This is a genomic window from Synechococcus sp. HIMB2401 (genome assembly GCF_042883245.1).
Classification (GTDB): Bacteria; Cyanobacteriota; Cyanobacteriia; order PCC-6307; family Cyanobiaceae; genus Parasynechococcus.
Map to the genome: position 1 here is coordinate 582,545 of NZ_JBDJKK010000001.1, position 13,621 is coordinate 596,165.

Consider the following 13,621-nt stretch of genomic DNA (forward strand, 5'->3'; position numbering starts at 1 on the left):
CGAGTCGATATGGCCATGAGCTTGCGGGTGGTGGTTCCACCCCATCCCCTGATCGGCCATTGGCTGACCATGCTTCGGCATCGGGAAACCCCTGCGGCCCTCTACGCCACAGCCCTGCAGGAACTGGGCCGGTGGCTCACCTACGAAGCCCTGCGGGACTGGCTGCCCCATCGCCGGGAGACGGTGCCCGGACTCCATGGGAACACCGAAGGCACCCTCGTTGAAGCATCGGTACCGCTGATCGCCATTCCAGTGCTGCCAGCAGGCCTCGAGCTTTGGCAGGGAGGACGATCCGTCCTTCCCGATTCCTCCCTCTGCCTGGGGTCGTGCCCACAGGAGATCGAAGCCAACGCCGGGGTGATTCTGTTTGTTGACCAGATCAGAGATGGTGAGGCCACCCTCAAGCTTCTGCAGGAGCTCCAGAGCAAGGGTGTGGATGGTCGGCGGCTGCGGCTGATCACTGCCCTGTGCGCCAGTCCTGGACTGAAGTTGTTGGGTGAAGCGATTCCAGACTTAACGCTGCACACCGCCTGCATTGACGAGGGCGTGGGGGAACAGGGTGAGATTCGTCCGGGAATCGGTGACCCTGTGCGACGGCTGAACCTCAGATCTTGCGGGCATGACTAATCTTCAGGCAGGTTGAACGCACCCATGGCCCAGCAGCACGACACGGGCTCAGGCACCCTGGCAACTCTGGTCACCGGAGCAGTGCTCGGTGCTGCAGGCCTGGCCTGGTGGCTCCTCAACGAAGCCGACAGGCGCAGGCGTTACGGCGCGCAGAAGTCGATGTTGCACGCACCGCGGATGCAGGACGGTTCCGAAGTGCTGGACAGCCCAGGCAACGGACACCTCGAGGAGCGGGTGGAAAAACTCAACGCGGAGATCGCCCGCGTTCGCGCCCAACTCGAGGGACTCGGTAGCGAAGGATGAGCGCTCGGTAGGTTGGCTTGATTGCCACTGGTCCGCTCCGTTCCATGCTTCGCTCCGACGCCGTCACCAAGGGGATACAGCGGTCTCCCAACCGCGCCATGTTGCGGGCCGTGGGCTTTGGAGACAGCGATTTCGGCAAGCCCATCCTGGGCATCGCCAACGGCTACAGCACCATCACCCCCTGCAATGTGGGGCTGAACGACCTGGCCAAACGAGCTGAGGAAGCGGCCCGGCAGGCCGGAGGCATGCCACAGATGTTCGGAACCATCACCGTGAGTGATGGAATCTCCATGGGCACCGAAGGGATGAAGTACTCCCTGGTAAGCCGTGAAGTGATCGCTGACGCCATCGAAACGGCCTGCAATGGCCAGAGCATGGATGGGGTGCTGGCCGTTGGTGGCTGCGACAAGAACATGCCCGGTGCCATGCTCGCGATGGCACGGATGAACATCCCTTCGGTGTTCGTCTACGGCGGCACGATCAAGCCGGGCAAGCTGGGCGGCTGTGATCTCACGGTGGTGAGCGCTTTTGAAGCGGTCGGCCAACTGACCAGCGGCAAGATCGACGAAGAGCAGCTCACCGCAGTTGAGAAAAATGCCTGCCCTGGGGCTGGCAGTTGCGGCGGCATGTTCACCGCCAACACCATGAGTGCCGCCATCGAAACGATCGGTCTCAGCCTCCCCTACAGCTCCACGATGGCTGCCGAGGACGAGGAAAAGGCCGACAGTGCCGCTCGCTCCGCCGAAGTGCTGGTGGAGGCCGTGAAAGCCAACATCCGCCCCCTGGATCTGCTCACCAAGGAAGCCTTTGAGAACGCCATCAGCGTGATCATGGCGGTGGGTGGCTCCACCAATGCGGTGCTGCACCTGCTGGCCATTGCCCGCACCGCCGGCGTTGACCTGAGCATCGATGACTTCGAACGGATTCGTCAGCGGGTGCCGGTGATCTGTGATCTCAAGCCCAGCGGCCGCTACGTGACCGTTGATCTGCACAATGCCGGCGGCATTCCCCAGGTGATGAAGCTGCTGCTGGATGCAGGCTTGCTGCACGGCGACTGCCGAACGGTGGAGGGCAAAAGCCTGGAGGAGCTGCTGGCCGATGTGCCCTCGGAGCCGCCCTCCGGGCAAGACGTGATCCGCCCCCTGAGCAATCCGCTTTACGCCAAAGGGCACCTCGCCATCCTCAAGGGCAACCTCGCCAGCGAGGGAAGCGTGGCCAAGATCAGCGGTGTGAAGACCCCTGTTCTAACCGGCCCGGCGCGGGTGTTTGAAAGCGAGGAAGACTGCCTTGCCGCCATCCTCGACAAAAAGATCAAGGCCGGGGATGTGGTGGTGGTCCGCAACGAGGGTCCCGTCGGTGGACCGGGCATGCGGGAGATGCTGGCTCCCACCTCAGCGATCGTTGGTCAGGGCCTGGGGGACAAGGTCGCCCTGATCACCGATGGGCGCTTCAGCGGCGGCACCTATGGCCTGGTGGTGGGTCACGTGGCTCCTGAAGCCGCTGTCGGTGGAACGATCGGGCTGGTTCAAGAAGGCGACAGCATCACGGTTGATGCTGATCAGCTGCTGCTCCAACTCAACGTGGATGAGGCGGAACTGGATCGCCGCCGGGCGGGATGGAGCAAGCCGGAACCCCGTTACCGCAACGGAATTCTCGGCAAATACGCGCGGCTCGTCTCCAGCTCAAGCCGGGGTGCAACCACCGACCACGCCGATTGAATTCGGCGCGGTCAAAGAGCCGGTTGCACCAGAGCCCGTAGGCGCCGACTCAAGGCCTCCAGAGGGGCGGCATCCTGCGGTGCCGCACAGCGCTGCCCAGATGCGCCATCCATCCAGACCGGATGGCGCCCGTGCCAGAGCATCGGACGTTCCGGTTGGTCCCACCAGCTCAGCATCAGATTGATCTCGTCGCCACTCCGATAGATCTCCAGTTCAAGATCCTGATCAGAGCAACGCTGGCCGTCGCCATCACGGCATTCAATCCGCACGTGCAGATCGTCGATTTGTTCTGGAGCCGAAGGATCGATCAGAACAACAGCATGGCTCCAGGGCTTGAGGCAAACGTCAGCCGCCTTGGCAATCAACACCAGAAGGTCCATGGACTCAGGGCAAGGCGCGGATTGAACGGATCAGCACCCGGATGGAGCCAGCGCGAAAACCCGGATTGAGATCCCCAGCATCACCGAATTTCGAGTGCAACACCTGAATGCGGGTGATGCCACTGGGATCGAAGCGCAGCGGTAAGCCAACGGGCTTGGCACGCACCGTGGGTCTGAGGTCGGCGAATGGCACCACAACAGGGGTCAAACCGGACGGTTTGGTCGCAACATCCACCACCCAGCGGAGACCACCGGGAATCAGTTCCGTGAGTCCCATGGCTCCATCCCGGCAACCAAGGGCAATCTTCAGGGTGCGTCCCTCACCCTCAACATCCAGCTGAAGTGCTGAATAAGGGGACAGATCGAGCGGGGGCTGCAGGCGAGGGGAGCGGCAGCTCACGAAACCACCGCCGGTCTCCACCAGCTCCCCGTCCAGCACGAGTCCTTCGGGGGTCACGCGGCAACCGGCACGGGATCGGCCGCCCATGATCGTGTCGTTCAGGCTGGCCCAGTCAGCAAAGTCGCTGCCCTGGAAAAGGATCTGTTCAGAGGCCGGCGGCTGCATCCTGATCAGCAAGGATCAGCACATCACTAGCAGGTTGAACCAGCCGAGCGGGAGTGCGATCGGAGGATTCGGAGGGATCGACCAGTCGCCGGAGGGCCTCCTGTTTACCGGCACCACTGACGAGGAAGATCACCTGACGGGCGGCACTAAGCACAGGAGCCGTCATGGTGATGCGATCCAACCCCTTGCCGCGCCCGATGGTCGTCCAGCGATCCAGCACCGCTGGAGCCTCGGTGCCGGGGAACAGGGATGCGGTGTGGCCGTCATCCCCCAGGCCCAGCAGCATCACATCGAACACCGGTGGTGCTCCTGAGCACAGCCGAGAAAGCTGGTCAGCAAAAGCCTGGGCACTGGCCTCAGGGCTCTCCAGTTCCACGGTGGGCACGGGATGAAAAGCAGCTGAAGCTCCAGGCCCGGGTGCGAGAAGGGTGCGGCGCAGCATGCCGGCGTTGCTGGACGCATCGTCGGCAGCCACCCAGCGCTCGTCACCCAGCACAACGTCCACCCGGTCCCAGGGCAACCGTTCCTGACCGAGCAGGGAGTAGGCACTGGCGGGGGTGCTCCCGCCGGAGAGAGCGATCTGGCAGCGGTCCCGTTGATCCAAGGCCAGATCAATTTGGGCGGCAACAGTTTCACAGGCCTGACGGGCGAGGTCCTGAGGATCCTTCGCCCGCTCGATGCGGTAGTTGGTCATCGCTCAATCACTCAGCTGAGCCATTCGGTGTGGAACGTGCCCTCCTTGTCGACCCTTTGGTAGGTGTGGGAGCCGAAGCAATCGCGCATCGCCTGAACCAGGTTCTGAGGAAGGCGACCGGAGCGGTAGCTGTTGATGTAGTCGAGGGTGCTGCTGAAGCAGGGAACGGGAATGCCGGCCTCGGCAGCACCGGCCACCACTTGAGCCAGTCCGGGAAGCCGTCGGTTGATCTGTTCAGCGAACCAAGGATCAACCATCAGGTTGGGCAGCTGGGGATCCGCGTGGAAAGCATCCTGAATGCGCTTCAGCAGACGGGCCCGAATGATGCAGCCACCCTTCCAGATCTGAGCGATCGACGGCATGTGGAGTTCATAGTCGAGGTCCTGGGAGGCGATTCGCAGAAGCTCCATGCCCTGGGCATAACTGGCGATGCAGCTCAGCACCGTGGCATCCATCAGCGGAGCCATGGCATCGTCAGGCGTTCCCAGGTCAAAGTCCTTGATGGTTGGTCCTTTGAGGATCGATTCGGCCGCCACGCGTTGGGGCTTCATCGAGCTCATCACCCTTGCATTGAGAGAGGCATAGATGGTGGGAACAGAGGCACCCATCTGCAGCGCTGTCACCACGGTCCAGAGGCCCGTGCCCTTCTGGCCAGCCTGATCGGTGATTTTTTCCACCAGATCAGTGCCATCGACGGGATCCTTAGTGCGGAGACACACCTCGGTGATTTCCACCAGATACGACGACAACTCTTCTGTGGCGTTCCATTGACCGAGAACGTCGGCCATCTGCACACCGGTCATTCCTTTGACCCGCTTCATCAGGTCGTAGCCCTCGGCAAGGATCTGCTCAATGCCGTATTCGATCCCGTTGTGGACGGTCTTCACCAGGTGTCCTGACCCGCCGGGACCGATGTAGGTCACGCAAGGTCCGTCTTCGACCTGAGCCGCCATCTTGTTCACAAGGCTCTCGATGGCCTCGTAGGAGGTCTTGGTTCCTCCGGGCATCATGCTCGGCCCCTCCAGGGCACCTTTGGCGCCACCGGACACACCCATACCGATGAAACCGAAGCTCTTGCTCTCGAGTTGCTTCACCCGACGTTCGGTGTCGTGGTAGTCGGAGTTGCCTCCATCAATCAGCAGATCGCCTTCTTCGAGATAGGGGGAGAGCTGATCAACAACGGCATCGACGGCGGGCCCCGCCTTCACCATCATCAAAATCCGGCGGGGGCGTTCCAACTTGCCAACGAAATCTTCGAGGTCAGTGGCGCCCTGAATGTTCTTGTCCTTGCCACGCCCCTGGAGGAAGTCTTCGGTTTTGGCGTAGGTGCGGTTGTAGACAACGCTGGAAAAACCATTGCGTTCCGCATTCAGGACGAGGTTCTCGCCCATCACGCCAAGACCGATGAGGCCGAAGTGAGACTTGGACATGGCCTGCAGGACCACTGAGGACTGATCTCAGTGTGTTGATCTCGCCTGGTCTCGACCGCAAATAAACCAATAAATGTCAGGAATGAGCCATCAGCGGAAAGACGTCGGCTCATTCCTGAAAACGATTGCTGCCCTCAGATCACCGTTCCATCAGCGATGGTGGCGTTTTTCTGAACCACCACAATGCCGTTGCGGATGTAGAACCCCTGATCGGAACGGTCGGCTTCTTCCACGTTGTCCTTGTTGATGATCGAGACACCCGAACCAATGCGGGTGTTCTTGTCGAGGATGGCGCGTTTCACCGTGGTGCCCTTGCCCACGCCAAGAGGAATGCCTCCGCGCTCTTTCAAGACAGCACGTTCGTCTGGAGATTCGAAGAAGTCGGCCCCCATCACCAGCGTGTCCTGAAGCACGCAGTCACTTTCAATTCGACTGCGTACCCCGAGAACACAGTGGTGGATGCTGCAGGACTTCAGGATCGAGCCTTCGCCAACAATCGAGTTGGTGATCTGGGCGTCAACCAGCTTGCTGGGGGGCAGATAGCGAGGACGGGTGTAGATGGGGAATTTCTCGTCGTAGAAGCTGAAGGGGGGCGTGGGTTGTTGTGTCAGGGCGAGGTTGGCTTCATAGAACGCACCGATGGTGCCGATGTCTTCCCAGTAGTCGTCGAACACATAGCTCTGAAGCTTGTCGCCCCTCGCGAGAGCCTCGGGAATGATCTCCTTGCCGAAATCCTTGTGCCCGGGATGCTTGTCGAGTAGATCAAAGAGGGTCTGACGGCTGAAAACGTAAATGCCCATCGAGGCCAGATAGGGCCTTTTTTTGGCTGAATCGGCACTGAGGCCGAAGCGAGAGGTGTCGACAGCCATCTCCAGCAGCGAATCACCCTTGGGCTTCTCGCGGAACTCCTTGATCGAGCCGTTTTCATCGGTCCGCATCAGACCGAAAGCCTCTGCCTGCTTGGGATCAACGGGAAGGGCAGCAACGGTGAGATCAGCACCTGAGCGGCGGTGGTGCTCGATGAAGAGGCTGTAATCCATCCGGTAGAGCTGGTCGCCGGAAAGGATCAGGTATTCATCAACATCCCATTCCTGGAACAACCACTGGTATTTGCGTACAGCGTCTGCAGTGCCTTCAAACCAAGTGGGACTGTCGGGGGTTTGCTGAGCTGCGAGCACCTCAACAAAACCGCCACCAAAGGAATTACTGAGATTGAAGGTCTGACTGAGGTGACGGTTCAGTGACGCACTGTTGAACTGCGTCATCACGTACATCTTGTTGATGTCGGAGTTGATGCAGTTGCTAATCGGAATATCAATCAGTCGATATTTGCCTGCCAGAGGGACGGCCGGCTTGGCGCGCATTTTTGTGAGCGGATACAGGCGCGTGCCTGCACCGCCGCCCAGAATGATGGCCAAGACCCGCTTCATGCCGCTGTCCCAAATCGGCGTTGCCGCAAGAACTTACCGGAGTTTTTGGCTTCGCAACCGTCTTTCGGAAGAATCAGTCGAGATTACTGGGATTCAGATCGCGACTGAATCGCTCAACAGCTCAAGAAGCTTCCAAATCGAACAGTCGTTCGACAATTCGGAGGGCCTGTTGGCGATCCTGACGGGTCTGGGGAGCCCGCAGTTGGGTCACCGGCGTGTGGAGGATTTTGTTGATAATTCCTTTGCTCAACGCTTCGACAACCTTGCGTTCCCGGGCTGAGAAATCAGGTCCCATTCGGCTGAGGGCTTTCTGGAGTTCCTCCGAACGGATCGACTCCATCGAAGAGCGCAGCTGGTTGATGGTCGGCACAGCCTCAAGGCTGTCCCACCACTCGAGGAACTGCTGCGCTTCTTGCTGAAGCAACTGCTCAGCCTCGCGGGCCATAGCCTGACGGGCTTCCTGGTTACGGGCAACGACCTCTTGCAGGTCGTCCACATCGTGGGATTCAACGCCGTCCACATCGGCAGCATCCGCAGCGATGTTGCGCGGCACACCGATATCAATCAAGCGCAGCTTGCTGCGCCGGTTCAGAGGAGCCAGACGTGCGGCATCAATGATCGGATCATCGGCGGCGGTGCTGGTGAACATCAGCGAGCAGGTGCTCAGGTACTGATCCAGATCCGTAAGCGGCCTGCACTGAACAGGAAGATCAGGGAAATCAGCCGACAGCTGCTCGGCCCGTTCAACGGTGCGGTTGAGCAGCACAACACCCGAGGCACCTTTGGCCTGAAGGTGCTGGAGCAACAGACGGCTCATGCGCCCTGCACCAACAACGGCGATCTGCTCGCTTTCCAGGGTGACCAGTTGATCCAGACCTCGGGATTGACCGAGCTTGAGCTGGGCGAGCTCAACTGCAGCTGAGCTGATCGAAACAGCACCCGTTCCGAGGTTGGTTTCACTGCGCACCCGTTTGCCGGTGGAAACAGCCTGGGTGAGCAAGCGGTTCAGGATCGGACCCAGGGATTTGTGCTCCTGGCCGAGCCGCATCATTTTTTTCACCTGGGAGAGAATTTGACCTTCCCCCAGCACAAGGCTGTCGAGACCCGCTGCCACCCGCATCAGGTGGTCGACAGCATCTTCGTGGTGGTAACTGAACAGGTGGGGCGTCAGCTCCCCTGTTTCAAGACCGGAGTGGCTGCTGAGGAAGTCGCTGACAGCAGACACGCCGAGGTCCGGATTGCGGACCAGGGTGTAAATCTCAAGGCGGTTGCAGGTGCTGAGGATCGATGCCTCGAGCACCTGCTCATTGCCGCGGAGGGATTGAAGGGACGTCTCCATGGTCTGCTCAGGGATGCTGAGCCGTTCCCGGATCTCCACCGGTGCCGTCCGATGACTGAGGCCGACGACGGAGATATGCATGAAGACGTTCCTCTCAACCAGTTGATGACGATCAGCTCAGAGCGATGCTCTGGGCGCCGTCTTTGATGTGCACGGTGTTGGTGAAGCGGCAGGTGTTGTCCAGGTTGCTGATCACCAGGCTGCTTGTGCGGGTGCAGTCCTTTTCGAACTTAACGCCATCAAAGAGCAGACCATCCGTGATGCCGCTGCCAGCGAAACAAACATGCTCACCGCAGGCCAGCTCCTCAGCTTCATAGACCTTGTCGGGATCGGCGATGCCCATCTCAGCGAGACGCGCCAGGTTGCCCTCTTTGGTCATGTCTGCCCACTCGGAGGTCTGAGCAATCGCAGGGTCATACACCAGTTGGCCCTGGAAGTGACCACCAAGAGCGCGCATGGCAGCGGCGGAGATCACACCTTCAGGGGCAGCACCGATGCCCATCAGGCAGTGGGTTCCGGTACCAGCGAAACCGCAGGCGATAGCGGCCTGAACGTCTCCATCGGAGATGGGCTGGATGCGAGCGCCGGTGGCACGGATCTCAGCGATCAGGTCCTTGTGACGGGCGCGATCCATCACCACGATGTTCAACTCGTCGACGGGGAGACCCAGGCACTCGCTGAGGATCTTGATGTTTTCAGTGGCTGATTTGCGGATGTCCACCTTGCCCTTGGCTGCCGGAGGAGCAGCCAGCTTCTTCATGTAGAAGTCGGGGGCGTTGAACAGACCGCCACGGTCGGAAGCGGCGAGAACAGCCATGGAGCCGCGCTGGTTGAAGGCGCAGAGGTTGGTGCCTTCGCAAGGGTCAACAGCAAAGTCAACGCCGGGGCCGGTGCCGGTGCCGACCTCTTCTCCGATGTAGAGCATTGGGGCTTCATCACGTTCCCCCTCTCCGATCACGATGCGGCCCTGCATCTGGATCTGATTCATGCGCTTGCGCATGGCATCAACAGCCAATGCATCGGCTTCATCCTTCAGGCCTTTGCCGGAGAGCGAGGCGGAAGCGATGGCGGCCTGCTCGACGATCTCGAGAATTTCCTGAATGAGGGTCTGATCCACGGGACTCCGGATGAGGTGGGACGGGTTGGCGAGATCTCCTGGACGGGCAGTTGGCCGTCGCCGCAGTGGATCTCGACGTCTGAGCGCGGCTCACTGTATCAGTGGTTGCAGGAGTCCCTAAAATCTCCCGGCACTTCGCGCTCCTCATCCATGAGCACCAAGCCCCTGGTGATCTCGCCGTCAATCCTGTCGGCTGACTTCGCACGCCTCGGCGAAGAAGTGAAAGCCGTGGACGAAGCCGGTGCGGATTGGATCCATGTGGATGTGATGGACGGCCGCTTTGTTCCGAACATCACCATTGGACCGCTGATTGTTGAGGCGCTGCGGCCGGTGACCCAGAAGCCCCTGGACGTTCACCTGATGATCGTTGAGCCGGAGAAGTACGTCCCCGACTTCGCCAAAGCCGGTGCCGACATCATTTCCGTGCAGGTTGAAGCCTGCCCTCATCTGCACCGCAACCTGGCTCAAATCAAGGACCTGGGCAAAAAAGCAGGTGCAGTTCTGAACCCATCAACACCGATCGACACCCTCGAGTACTGCCTCGAGCTCTGCGATCTGGTGCTGATCATGAGCGTGAACCCCGGTTTCGGGGGGCAGAGCTTCATTGAAAACCAGGTTCAGAAAATTCGCGACCTGCGCCGAATTTGCGACGAAAAGGGTCTCGATCCCTGGATCGAAGTGGATGGCGGCATCAAAGCAGGCAATGCCTGGAAGGTGATCGAAGCAGGTGCCAACGCGATTGTGTCCGGCTCCGGTGTGTTCAACCAGCCCGATTACGCCGAAGCGATCAAGGGCATCCGCAACAGCAGCAGCAAGGAAGCTGTTCTTGCCTGATCAGCAGACCATCAGCTGAACACCAAAAGCCTGGCAGCCATGCCGGGCTTTTTTTATGAGCACTTCAAGCAAGAACCCAGCGCTTGAACAGTTTCATCATCTCCAAAGATTTGGTGGCCACAGTGATGCGAACAAGCCTCCGATAATCAATGGATGAATGATGACGTCAAATTGGTTGCCGCCTTCCTGGCGCTTAATGCTGGTGTGATCGCATTGGCTTTTGCCGGATATCTCAAAGGAAGCATGAATATCGGTGCAGTCCTTCAACATCTTGCTCAATAGTTCCGTTGACTTTGCGCATCGGGCAGGCCCAGGCTCTCTTCCCTGCGGCTGAGTTGAAATACGGATGATCAAAGCAGCTCCTTTGGAGGAGACTGGGAGAGTCGAAGTCGGAGGCGTCCAATGCGTGACGACGGTCCAACTGAGCAAGATCTAGAAGCTGCCTGACTGGTCTGACAAGCCATACAGCCAGACGCTTCGTTCAGCTTCAAAGAACGCCAACAAGGTTTAGGCCATCCCTTTGCAGGGGTGGCCTTCCTTTTTGCCCGTTGGCTTGATGCATGTCCTGAAAAGCCAACAACAACTTGGAAGGGCATCACGCCAATCAGTGACGTGGATCACAAAACAAGACTGAAGATCATGGAATTATTCAGTCACGCGATGGACCACAGGTCACGGCGCGAGATTCACGCATAACTGGGAGAACAGCATGAGCAGACGAGGCATCCATCCACTGCTTCGGGGTCTTGATCGGCCTCAGCGGGTCGCACCTTCAAGACGAGCTGTCTTGCTGTCTGGCCTGGAATCAGCGCAGCGGAAGCGTTATCTGCGCTCTGAAGCAGAAGAGAGCGAAACCTCCCAACAAACGATCCCGCATCGCTCATCTCAATAAGTCGAAGCTCCCGCGGTCGTTTATTTATTCCCTCTTACCGGGCCTTGATTCCCTAGTGGCCAAAACTTGCGCTACCAGGCACACATCTACACGATGCTGTTCATAGTGAAAGATCCCTGAGATGGGGTATCTGGACAGGGAGATCAATCACTCATCCGAGGGCGAAAACTTGGTTAGAGAGCATGCCTCGTTGTTAACTGGAGTTCAGAAAAACCAGCCGTAGCTGTGCAAACCAATGCCCAGCAGATTGACACCGATGTAGCAAACAGCGATCACCACAAGACCAACAACGGCAACAAGAGCCGGGCGTCGGCCCTGCCAACCGCGGCTGAGGCGGGTGTGCAGATAAGCGGCATAAACCAGCCAACAGATCAAGGCCCAGGTTTCCTTGGGATCCCAGCTCCAGTAGCTGCCCCAGGCTTCATTCGCCCAAACAGCACCACTCACGATACCCACCGTGAGCATCAAGAACCCAACCGTGATCGTGCGGTAACTGAGGCTGTCGAGTTGTTCATTGGTGCTCAGCTGAACCGATTGCAGCTGAACAGAACCACCATTCGCGATTGAGGCCGCCTGACGAAATCCACCACTGCCAATGGAACTGCTCCTGAGTTCCAGGGATTGGTCGCGATCGGTGACCAAAACTGCAAGAGAGAGCAGCGATCCCACCAGCAGAGCGGCGTAACTCACCATGATCACGCTCACATGCATGACCAACCAGCTGGAGCGAAGGGCAGGAACCAGAGGAGCCGCTGACTGCAATTGATCGGGCAAGGCAAAGCTGGCGAAGGCAATGCAACCAAGGCCCATGGGAGTGGCCGCAGCCGCCACGATCGGAGATGGCCAGGCCCGTTCCACCAGCAGCTGGGTGAGGGTGCAAGCCCAGGCAAGAAAGCACAGGGATTCGTAGAGGTTGCTGATCGGGAAGTGGCCAGATTGCCACCAACGCAAAACAAGCTGAGCCGTGAACAGAAGGTTGGCGACGGCCACCAGAAGCCGAACCAAGCCAGCACGGGACTGGCTGGACACCGCCCAGAAAGCGAGGGGCATGGCCAGCAGCAGCAACACAAAGCCAGCGAAACCAAGGCTGGTGACAAGCTCAAAAGGCGTGTTCAGCACACCATTTCCCGAAGACACCGCGATTCTGCCTCGGCAAATCAGCGACTGGCCTGTTTCAGCAACAGTCCACCCGCCCCGAGAGACAACATCACAGGCAGCCAGGCCGCCAGGATCGGTGGCAGAGTCCCCTTCACCCCAAGGGAACTGAAGCTGAAACCAATCACGTAATAGACAGCGATGATGCCGAGGGTGAGCACAAAAGCGAAACTACGGCTGCTTCTATAACTGGGCTGAGCACCGAGGGTGGCTCCAAACAAGCCAAACACCAGACAGGCCATCGGAACGGTGAACTTCTCCTGAATCCGCACACGGATTTTGCGGGCTTCCTTGATGCTGCCGGCCTCTTCGTAAACCCTTTGGGCCTGCAGGGCTTCAGCAACGGTCATGTTGACCGCATCTTCTTCAATTCCTGCCAGGCGCTGAGGAGCTGAGTTAAGAGGATACATATAACGTTCGAAATCGGCCTTGGTAGAGCTTCCATTAGCCATCAAAGTGAGTATGTGTCCATCCAGGAAATCCCAACCAGCCTGATCCTCATTCCAGATAGCACGATCAGCTCGCAATAAGTGCGTTATGCCGGATCTAGAGAAGTCGAGCACCGTTACATCTTTCATTTGACCATCCTGAAATTTCCTTGAATAAAACAGTTGTAATAAGCCTCTGTCTGCCGACTTTCCATCTATTCCAGTACGCCTACCAAATCGAGGGTAAATAATGTCTTCTCCTGTTTTATTAGCTATAGCTTGGCCCAAACCCCGCTTTAAATTGACTTCTGCATAACGCTCACTGCGGGGCACGACCACATCGTTCAAGACGAAGGTGAACAGGGTCATCGCCATCGAGAGGGCGATGGCGGCACTGATAATCCTCTTTGTGGTGATGCCGAGGCTACGCAGGGCGGTGAGTTCGTTGTTTGCGGACAGGCGGGTGAACACGAACAAAGATGCCATCAGCGTTCCGATCGGAACAGAGAAAGCCAACCAACGCGGGATGCTCAAAAACAACACCTGAGCCGCGATCGTGATCGGCAGGTTCTTGTCGACCATCTGCCGCACCAGTTCAAACATCACGCCACCCGTAAGCAGCAACAGGGTGAACAGGGCAATGAAGAACAGAAGCGGACCAAGAAGCTCCTTGAGCAACCAACGATCCAGAAGATCAAGGCGCATCCAG

The 13,621-nt window shown here is 58.8% G+C and carries 14 protein-coding genes; 5 read left to right on the forward strand and 9 right to left on the reverse strand.

Features of this window, described 5'->3' with window-relative positions:
- Window positions 1–9: 9 nt before the first annotated feature.
- Genes AAXE93_RS03620 through ilvD form a run of 3 tightly spaced genes read left to right on the forward strand, consistent with a single transcriptional unit; the run spans window position 10 to window position 2,648 of the window.
- Window positions 10–627, forward strand: coding sequence for a uracil phosphoribosyltransferase (locus AAXE93_RS03620; protein WP_390128194.1), 618 nt, complete (start codon window positions 10–12; stop codon window positions 625–627).
- Window positions 628–651: 24 nt separating this feature from the next.
- On the forward strand, window positions 652–930 hold the full coding sequence (locus tag AAXE93_RS03625; protein WP_390128196.1) for a hypothetical protein: 279 nt from the start codon (window positions 652–654) through the stop codon (window positions 928–930).
- Window positions 931–974: 44 nt separating this feature from the next.
- On the forward strand, window positions 975–2,648 hold the full coding sequence (ilvD, locus tag AAXE93_RS03630) for a dihydroxy-acid dehydratase (protein ID WP_390128198.1): 1,674 nt from the start codon (window positions 975–977) through the stop codon (window positions 2,646–2,648).
- 11 nt (window positions 2,649–2,659) lie between these two features.
- Here ilvD and AAXE93_RS03635 read toward each other — a convergent pair whose 3' ends face one another.
- From AAXE93_RS03635 to glpX, 7 genes are all read right to left on the reverse strand, one after another.
- A complete protein-coding gene (locus tag AAXE93_RS03635) occupies window positions 2,660–3,028 on the reverse strand; it encodes a hypothetical protein (RefSeq protein ID WP_390128200.1) in 369 nt (122 codons plus the stop codon).
- Between the two features lie 4 nt (window positions 3,029–3,032).
- Window positions 3,033–3,593 carry a CIA30 family protein gene (locus tag AAXE93_RS03640; protein ID WP_390128202.1) on the reverse strand — a complete coding sequence of 187 codons (561 nt, stop codon included), beginning with the start codon at window positions 3,591–3,593 and terminating at the stop codon, window positions 3,033–3,035.
- Window positions 3,574–4,287, reverse strand: coding sequence for a 6-phosphogluconolactonase (gene pgl, locus AAXE93_RS03645; RefSeq protein ID WP_390128205.1), 714 nt, complete (start codon window positions 4,285–4,287; stop codon window positions 3,574–3,576). Before pgl ends, AAXE93_RS03640 begins: the two co-directional genes overlap by 20 nt.
- Before the next feature lie 11 nt (window positions 4,288–4,298).
- On the reverse strand, window positions 4,299–5,717 hold the full coding sequence (gene gndA, locus AAXE93_RS03650; protein WP_390128208.1) for an NADP-dependent phosphogluconate dehydrogenase: 1,419 nt from the start codon (window positions 5,715–5,717) through the stop codon (window positions 4,299–4,301).
- Window positions 5,718–5,851: 134 nt separating this feature from the next.
- On the reverse strand, window positions 5,852–7,147 hold the full coding sequence (locus tag AAXE93_RS03655; RefSeq protein WP_390128210.1) for a glucose-1-phosphate adenylyltransferase: 1,296 nt from the start codon (window positions 7,145–7,147) through the stop codon (window positions 5,852–5,854).
- A 121-nt stretch (window positions 7,148–7,268) separates the two neighbouring features.
- A complete protein-coding gene (locus tag AAXE93_RS03660; protein ID WP_114989079.1) occupies window positions 7,269–8,567 on the reverse strand; it encodes a glutamyl-tRNA reductase in 1,299 nt (432 codons plus the stop codon).
- Between the two features lie 31 nt (window positions 8,568–8,598).
- Complete coding sequence (gene glpX, locus AAXE93_RS03665; protein WP_006851350.1) at window positions 8,599–9,603, reverse strand: class II fructose-bisphosphatase; 1,005 nt, start codon at window positions 9,601–9,603, stop codon at window positions 8,599–8,601.
- Window positions 9,604–9,753: 150 nt separating this feature from the next.
- Between glpX and rpe the strand changes: the two genes are divergently transcribed.
- Both rpe and AAXE93_RS03675 read left to right on the forward strand, forming a co-directional pair.
- Complete coding sequence (rpe, locus tag AAXE93_RS03670; RefSeq protein ID WP_186495494.1) at window positions 9,754–10,437, forward strand: ribulose-phosphate 3-epimerase; 684 nt, start codon at window positions 9,754–9,756, stop codon at window positions 10,435–10,437.
- A 153-nt stretch (window positions 10,438–10,590) separates the two neighbouring features.
- Entirely contained in the window at window positions 10,591–10,719 is a 129-nt protein-coding gene (locus AAXE93_RS03675) for a hypothetical protein (RefSeq protein WP_255477759.1), read from the forward strand.
- Between the two features lie 814 nt (window positions 10,720–11,533).
- On the opposite strand, the gene ccsB is transcribed toward AAXE93_RS03675, so the two are convergent.
- Entirely contained in the window at window positions 11,534–12,448 is a 915-nt protein-coding gene (gene ccsB / locus AAXE93_RS03680; protein ID WP_390128214.1) for a c-type cytochrome biogenesis protein CcsB, read from the reverse strand.
- Window positions 12,449–12,486: 38 nt separating this feature from the next.
- Window positions 12,487–13,617 (reverse strand): LptF/LptG family permease, encoded by a 1,131-nt coding sequence (locus AAXE93_RS03685; protein WP_390128217.1) that lies wholly within the window; start codon window positions 13,615–13,617, stop codon window positions 12,487–12,489.
- Window positions 13,618–13,621: the final 4 nt, after the last annotated feature.

What these genes read in the sequence shown, in the direction of transcription:
- AAXE93_RS03635 (WP_390128200.1), bottom strand. Translation starts at nt 3,028, where the DNA reads ATGGACCTTCTGGTGTTGATTGCCAAGGCGGCTGACGTTTGCCTCAAG.
- gndA (WP_390128208.1), bottom strand. Translation starts at nt 5,717, where the DNA reads ATGTCCAAGTCTCACTTCGGCCTCATCGGTCTTGGCGTGATGGGCGAG.
- AAXE93_RS03675 (WP_255477759.1), top strand. Translation starts at nt 10,591, where the DNA reads ATGAATGATGACGTCAAATTGGTTGCCGCCTTCCTGGCGCTTAATGCT.
- ilvD (WP_390128198.1), top strand. Translation starts at nt 975, where the DNA reads ATGCTTCGCTCCGACGCCGTCACCAAGGGGATACAGCGGTCTCCCAAC.
- AAXE93_RS03620 (WP_390128194.1), top strand. Translation starts at nt 10, where the DNA reads ATGGCCATGAGCTTGCGGGTGGTGGTTCCACCCCATCCCCTGATCGGC.
- rpe (WP_186495494.1), top strand. Translation starts at nt 9,754, where the DNA reads ATGAGCACCAAGCCCCTGGTGATCTCGCCGTCAATCCTGTCGGCTGAC.
- AAXE93_RS03640 (WP_390128202.1), bottom strand. Translation starts at nt 3,593, where the DNA reads ATGCAGCCGCCGGCCTCTGAACAGATCCTTTTCCAGGGCAGCGACTTT.
- pgl (WP_390128205.1), bottom strand. Translation starts at nt 4,287, where the DNA reads ATGACCAACTACCGCATCGAGCGGGCGAAGGATCCTCAGGACCTCGCC.
- AAXE93_RS03625 (WP_390128196.1), top strand. Translation starts at nt 652, where the DNA reads ATGGCCCAGCAGCACGACACGGGCTCAGGCACCCTGGCAACTCTGGTC.
- AAXE93_RS03655 (WP_390128210.1), bottom strand. Translation starts at nt 7,147, where the DNA reads ATGAAGCGGGTCTTGGCCATCATTCTGGGCGGCGGTGCAGGCACGCGC.
- AAXE93_RS03685 (WP_390128217.1), bottom strand. Translation starts at nt 13,617, where the DNA reads ATGCGCCTTGATCTTCTGGATCGTTGGTTGCTCAAGGAGCTTCTTGGT.
- AAXE93_RS03660 (WP_114989079.1), bottom strand. Translation starts at nt 8,567, where the DNA reads ATGCATATCTCCGTCGTCGGCCTCAGTCATCGGACGGCACCGGTGGAG.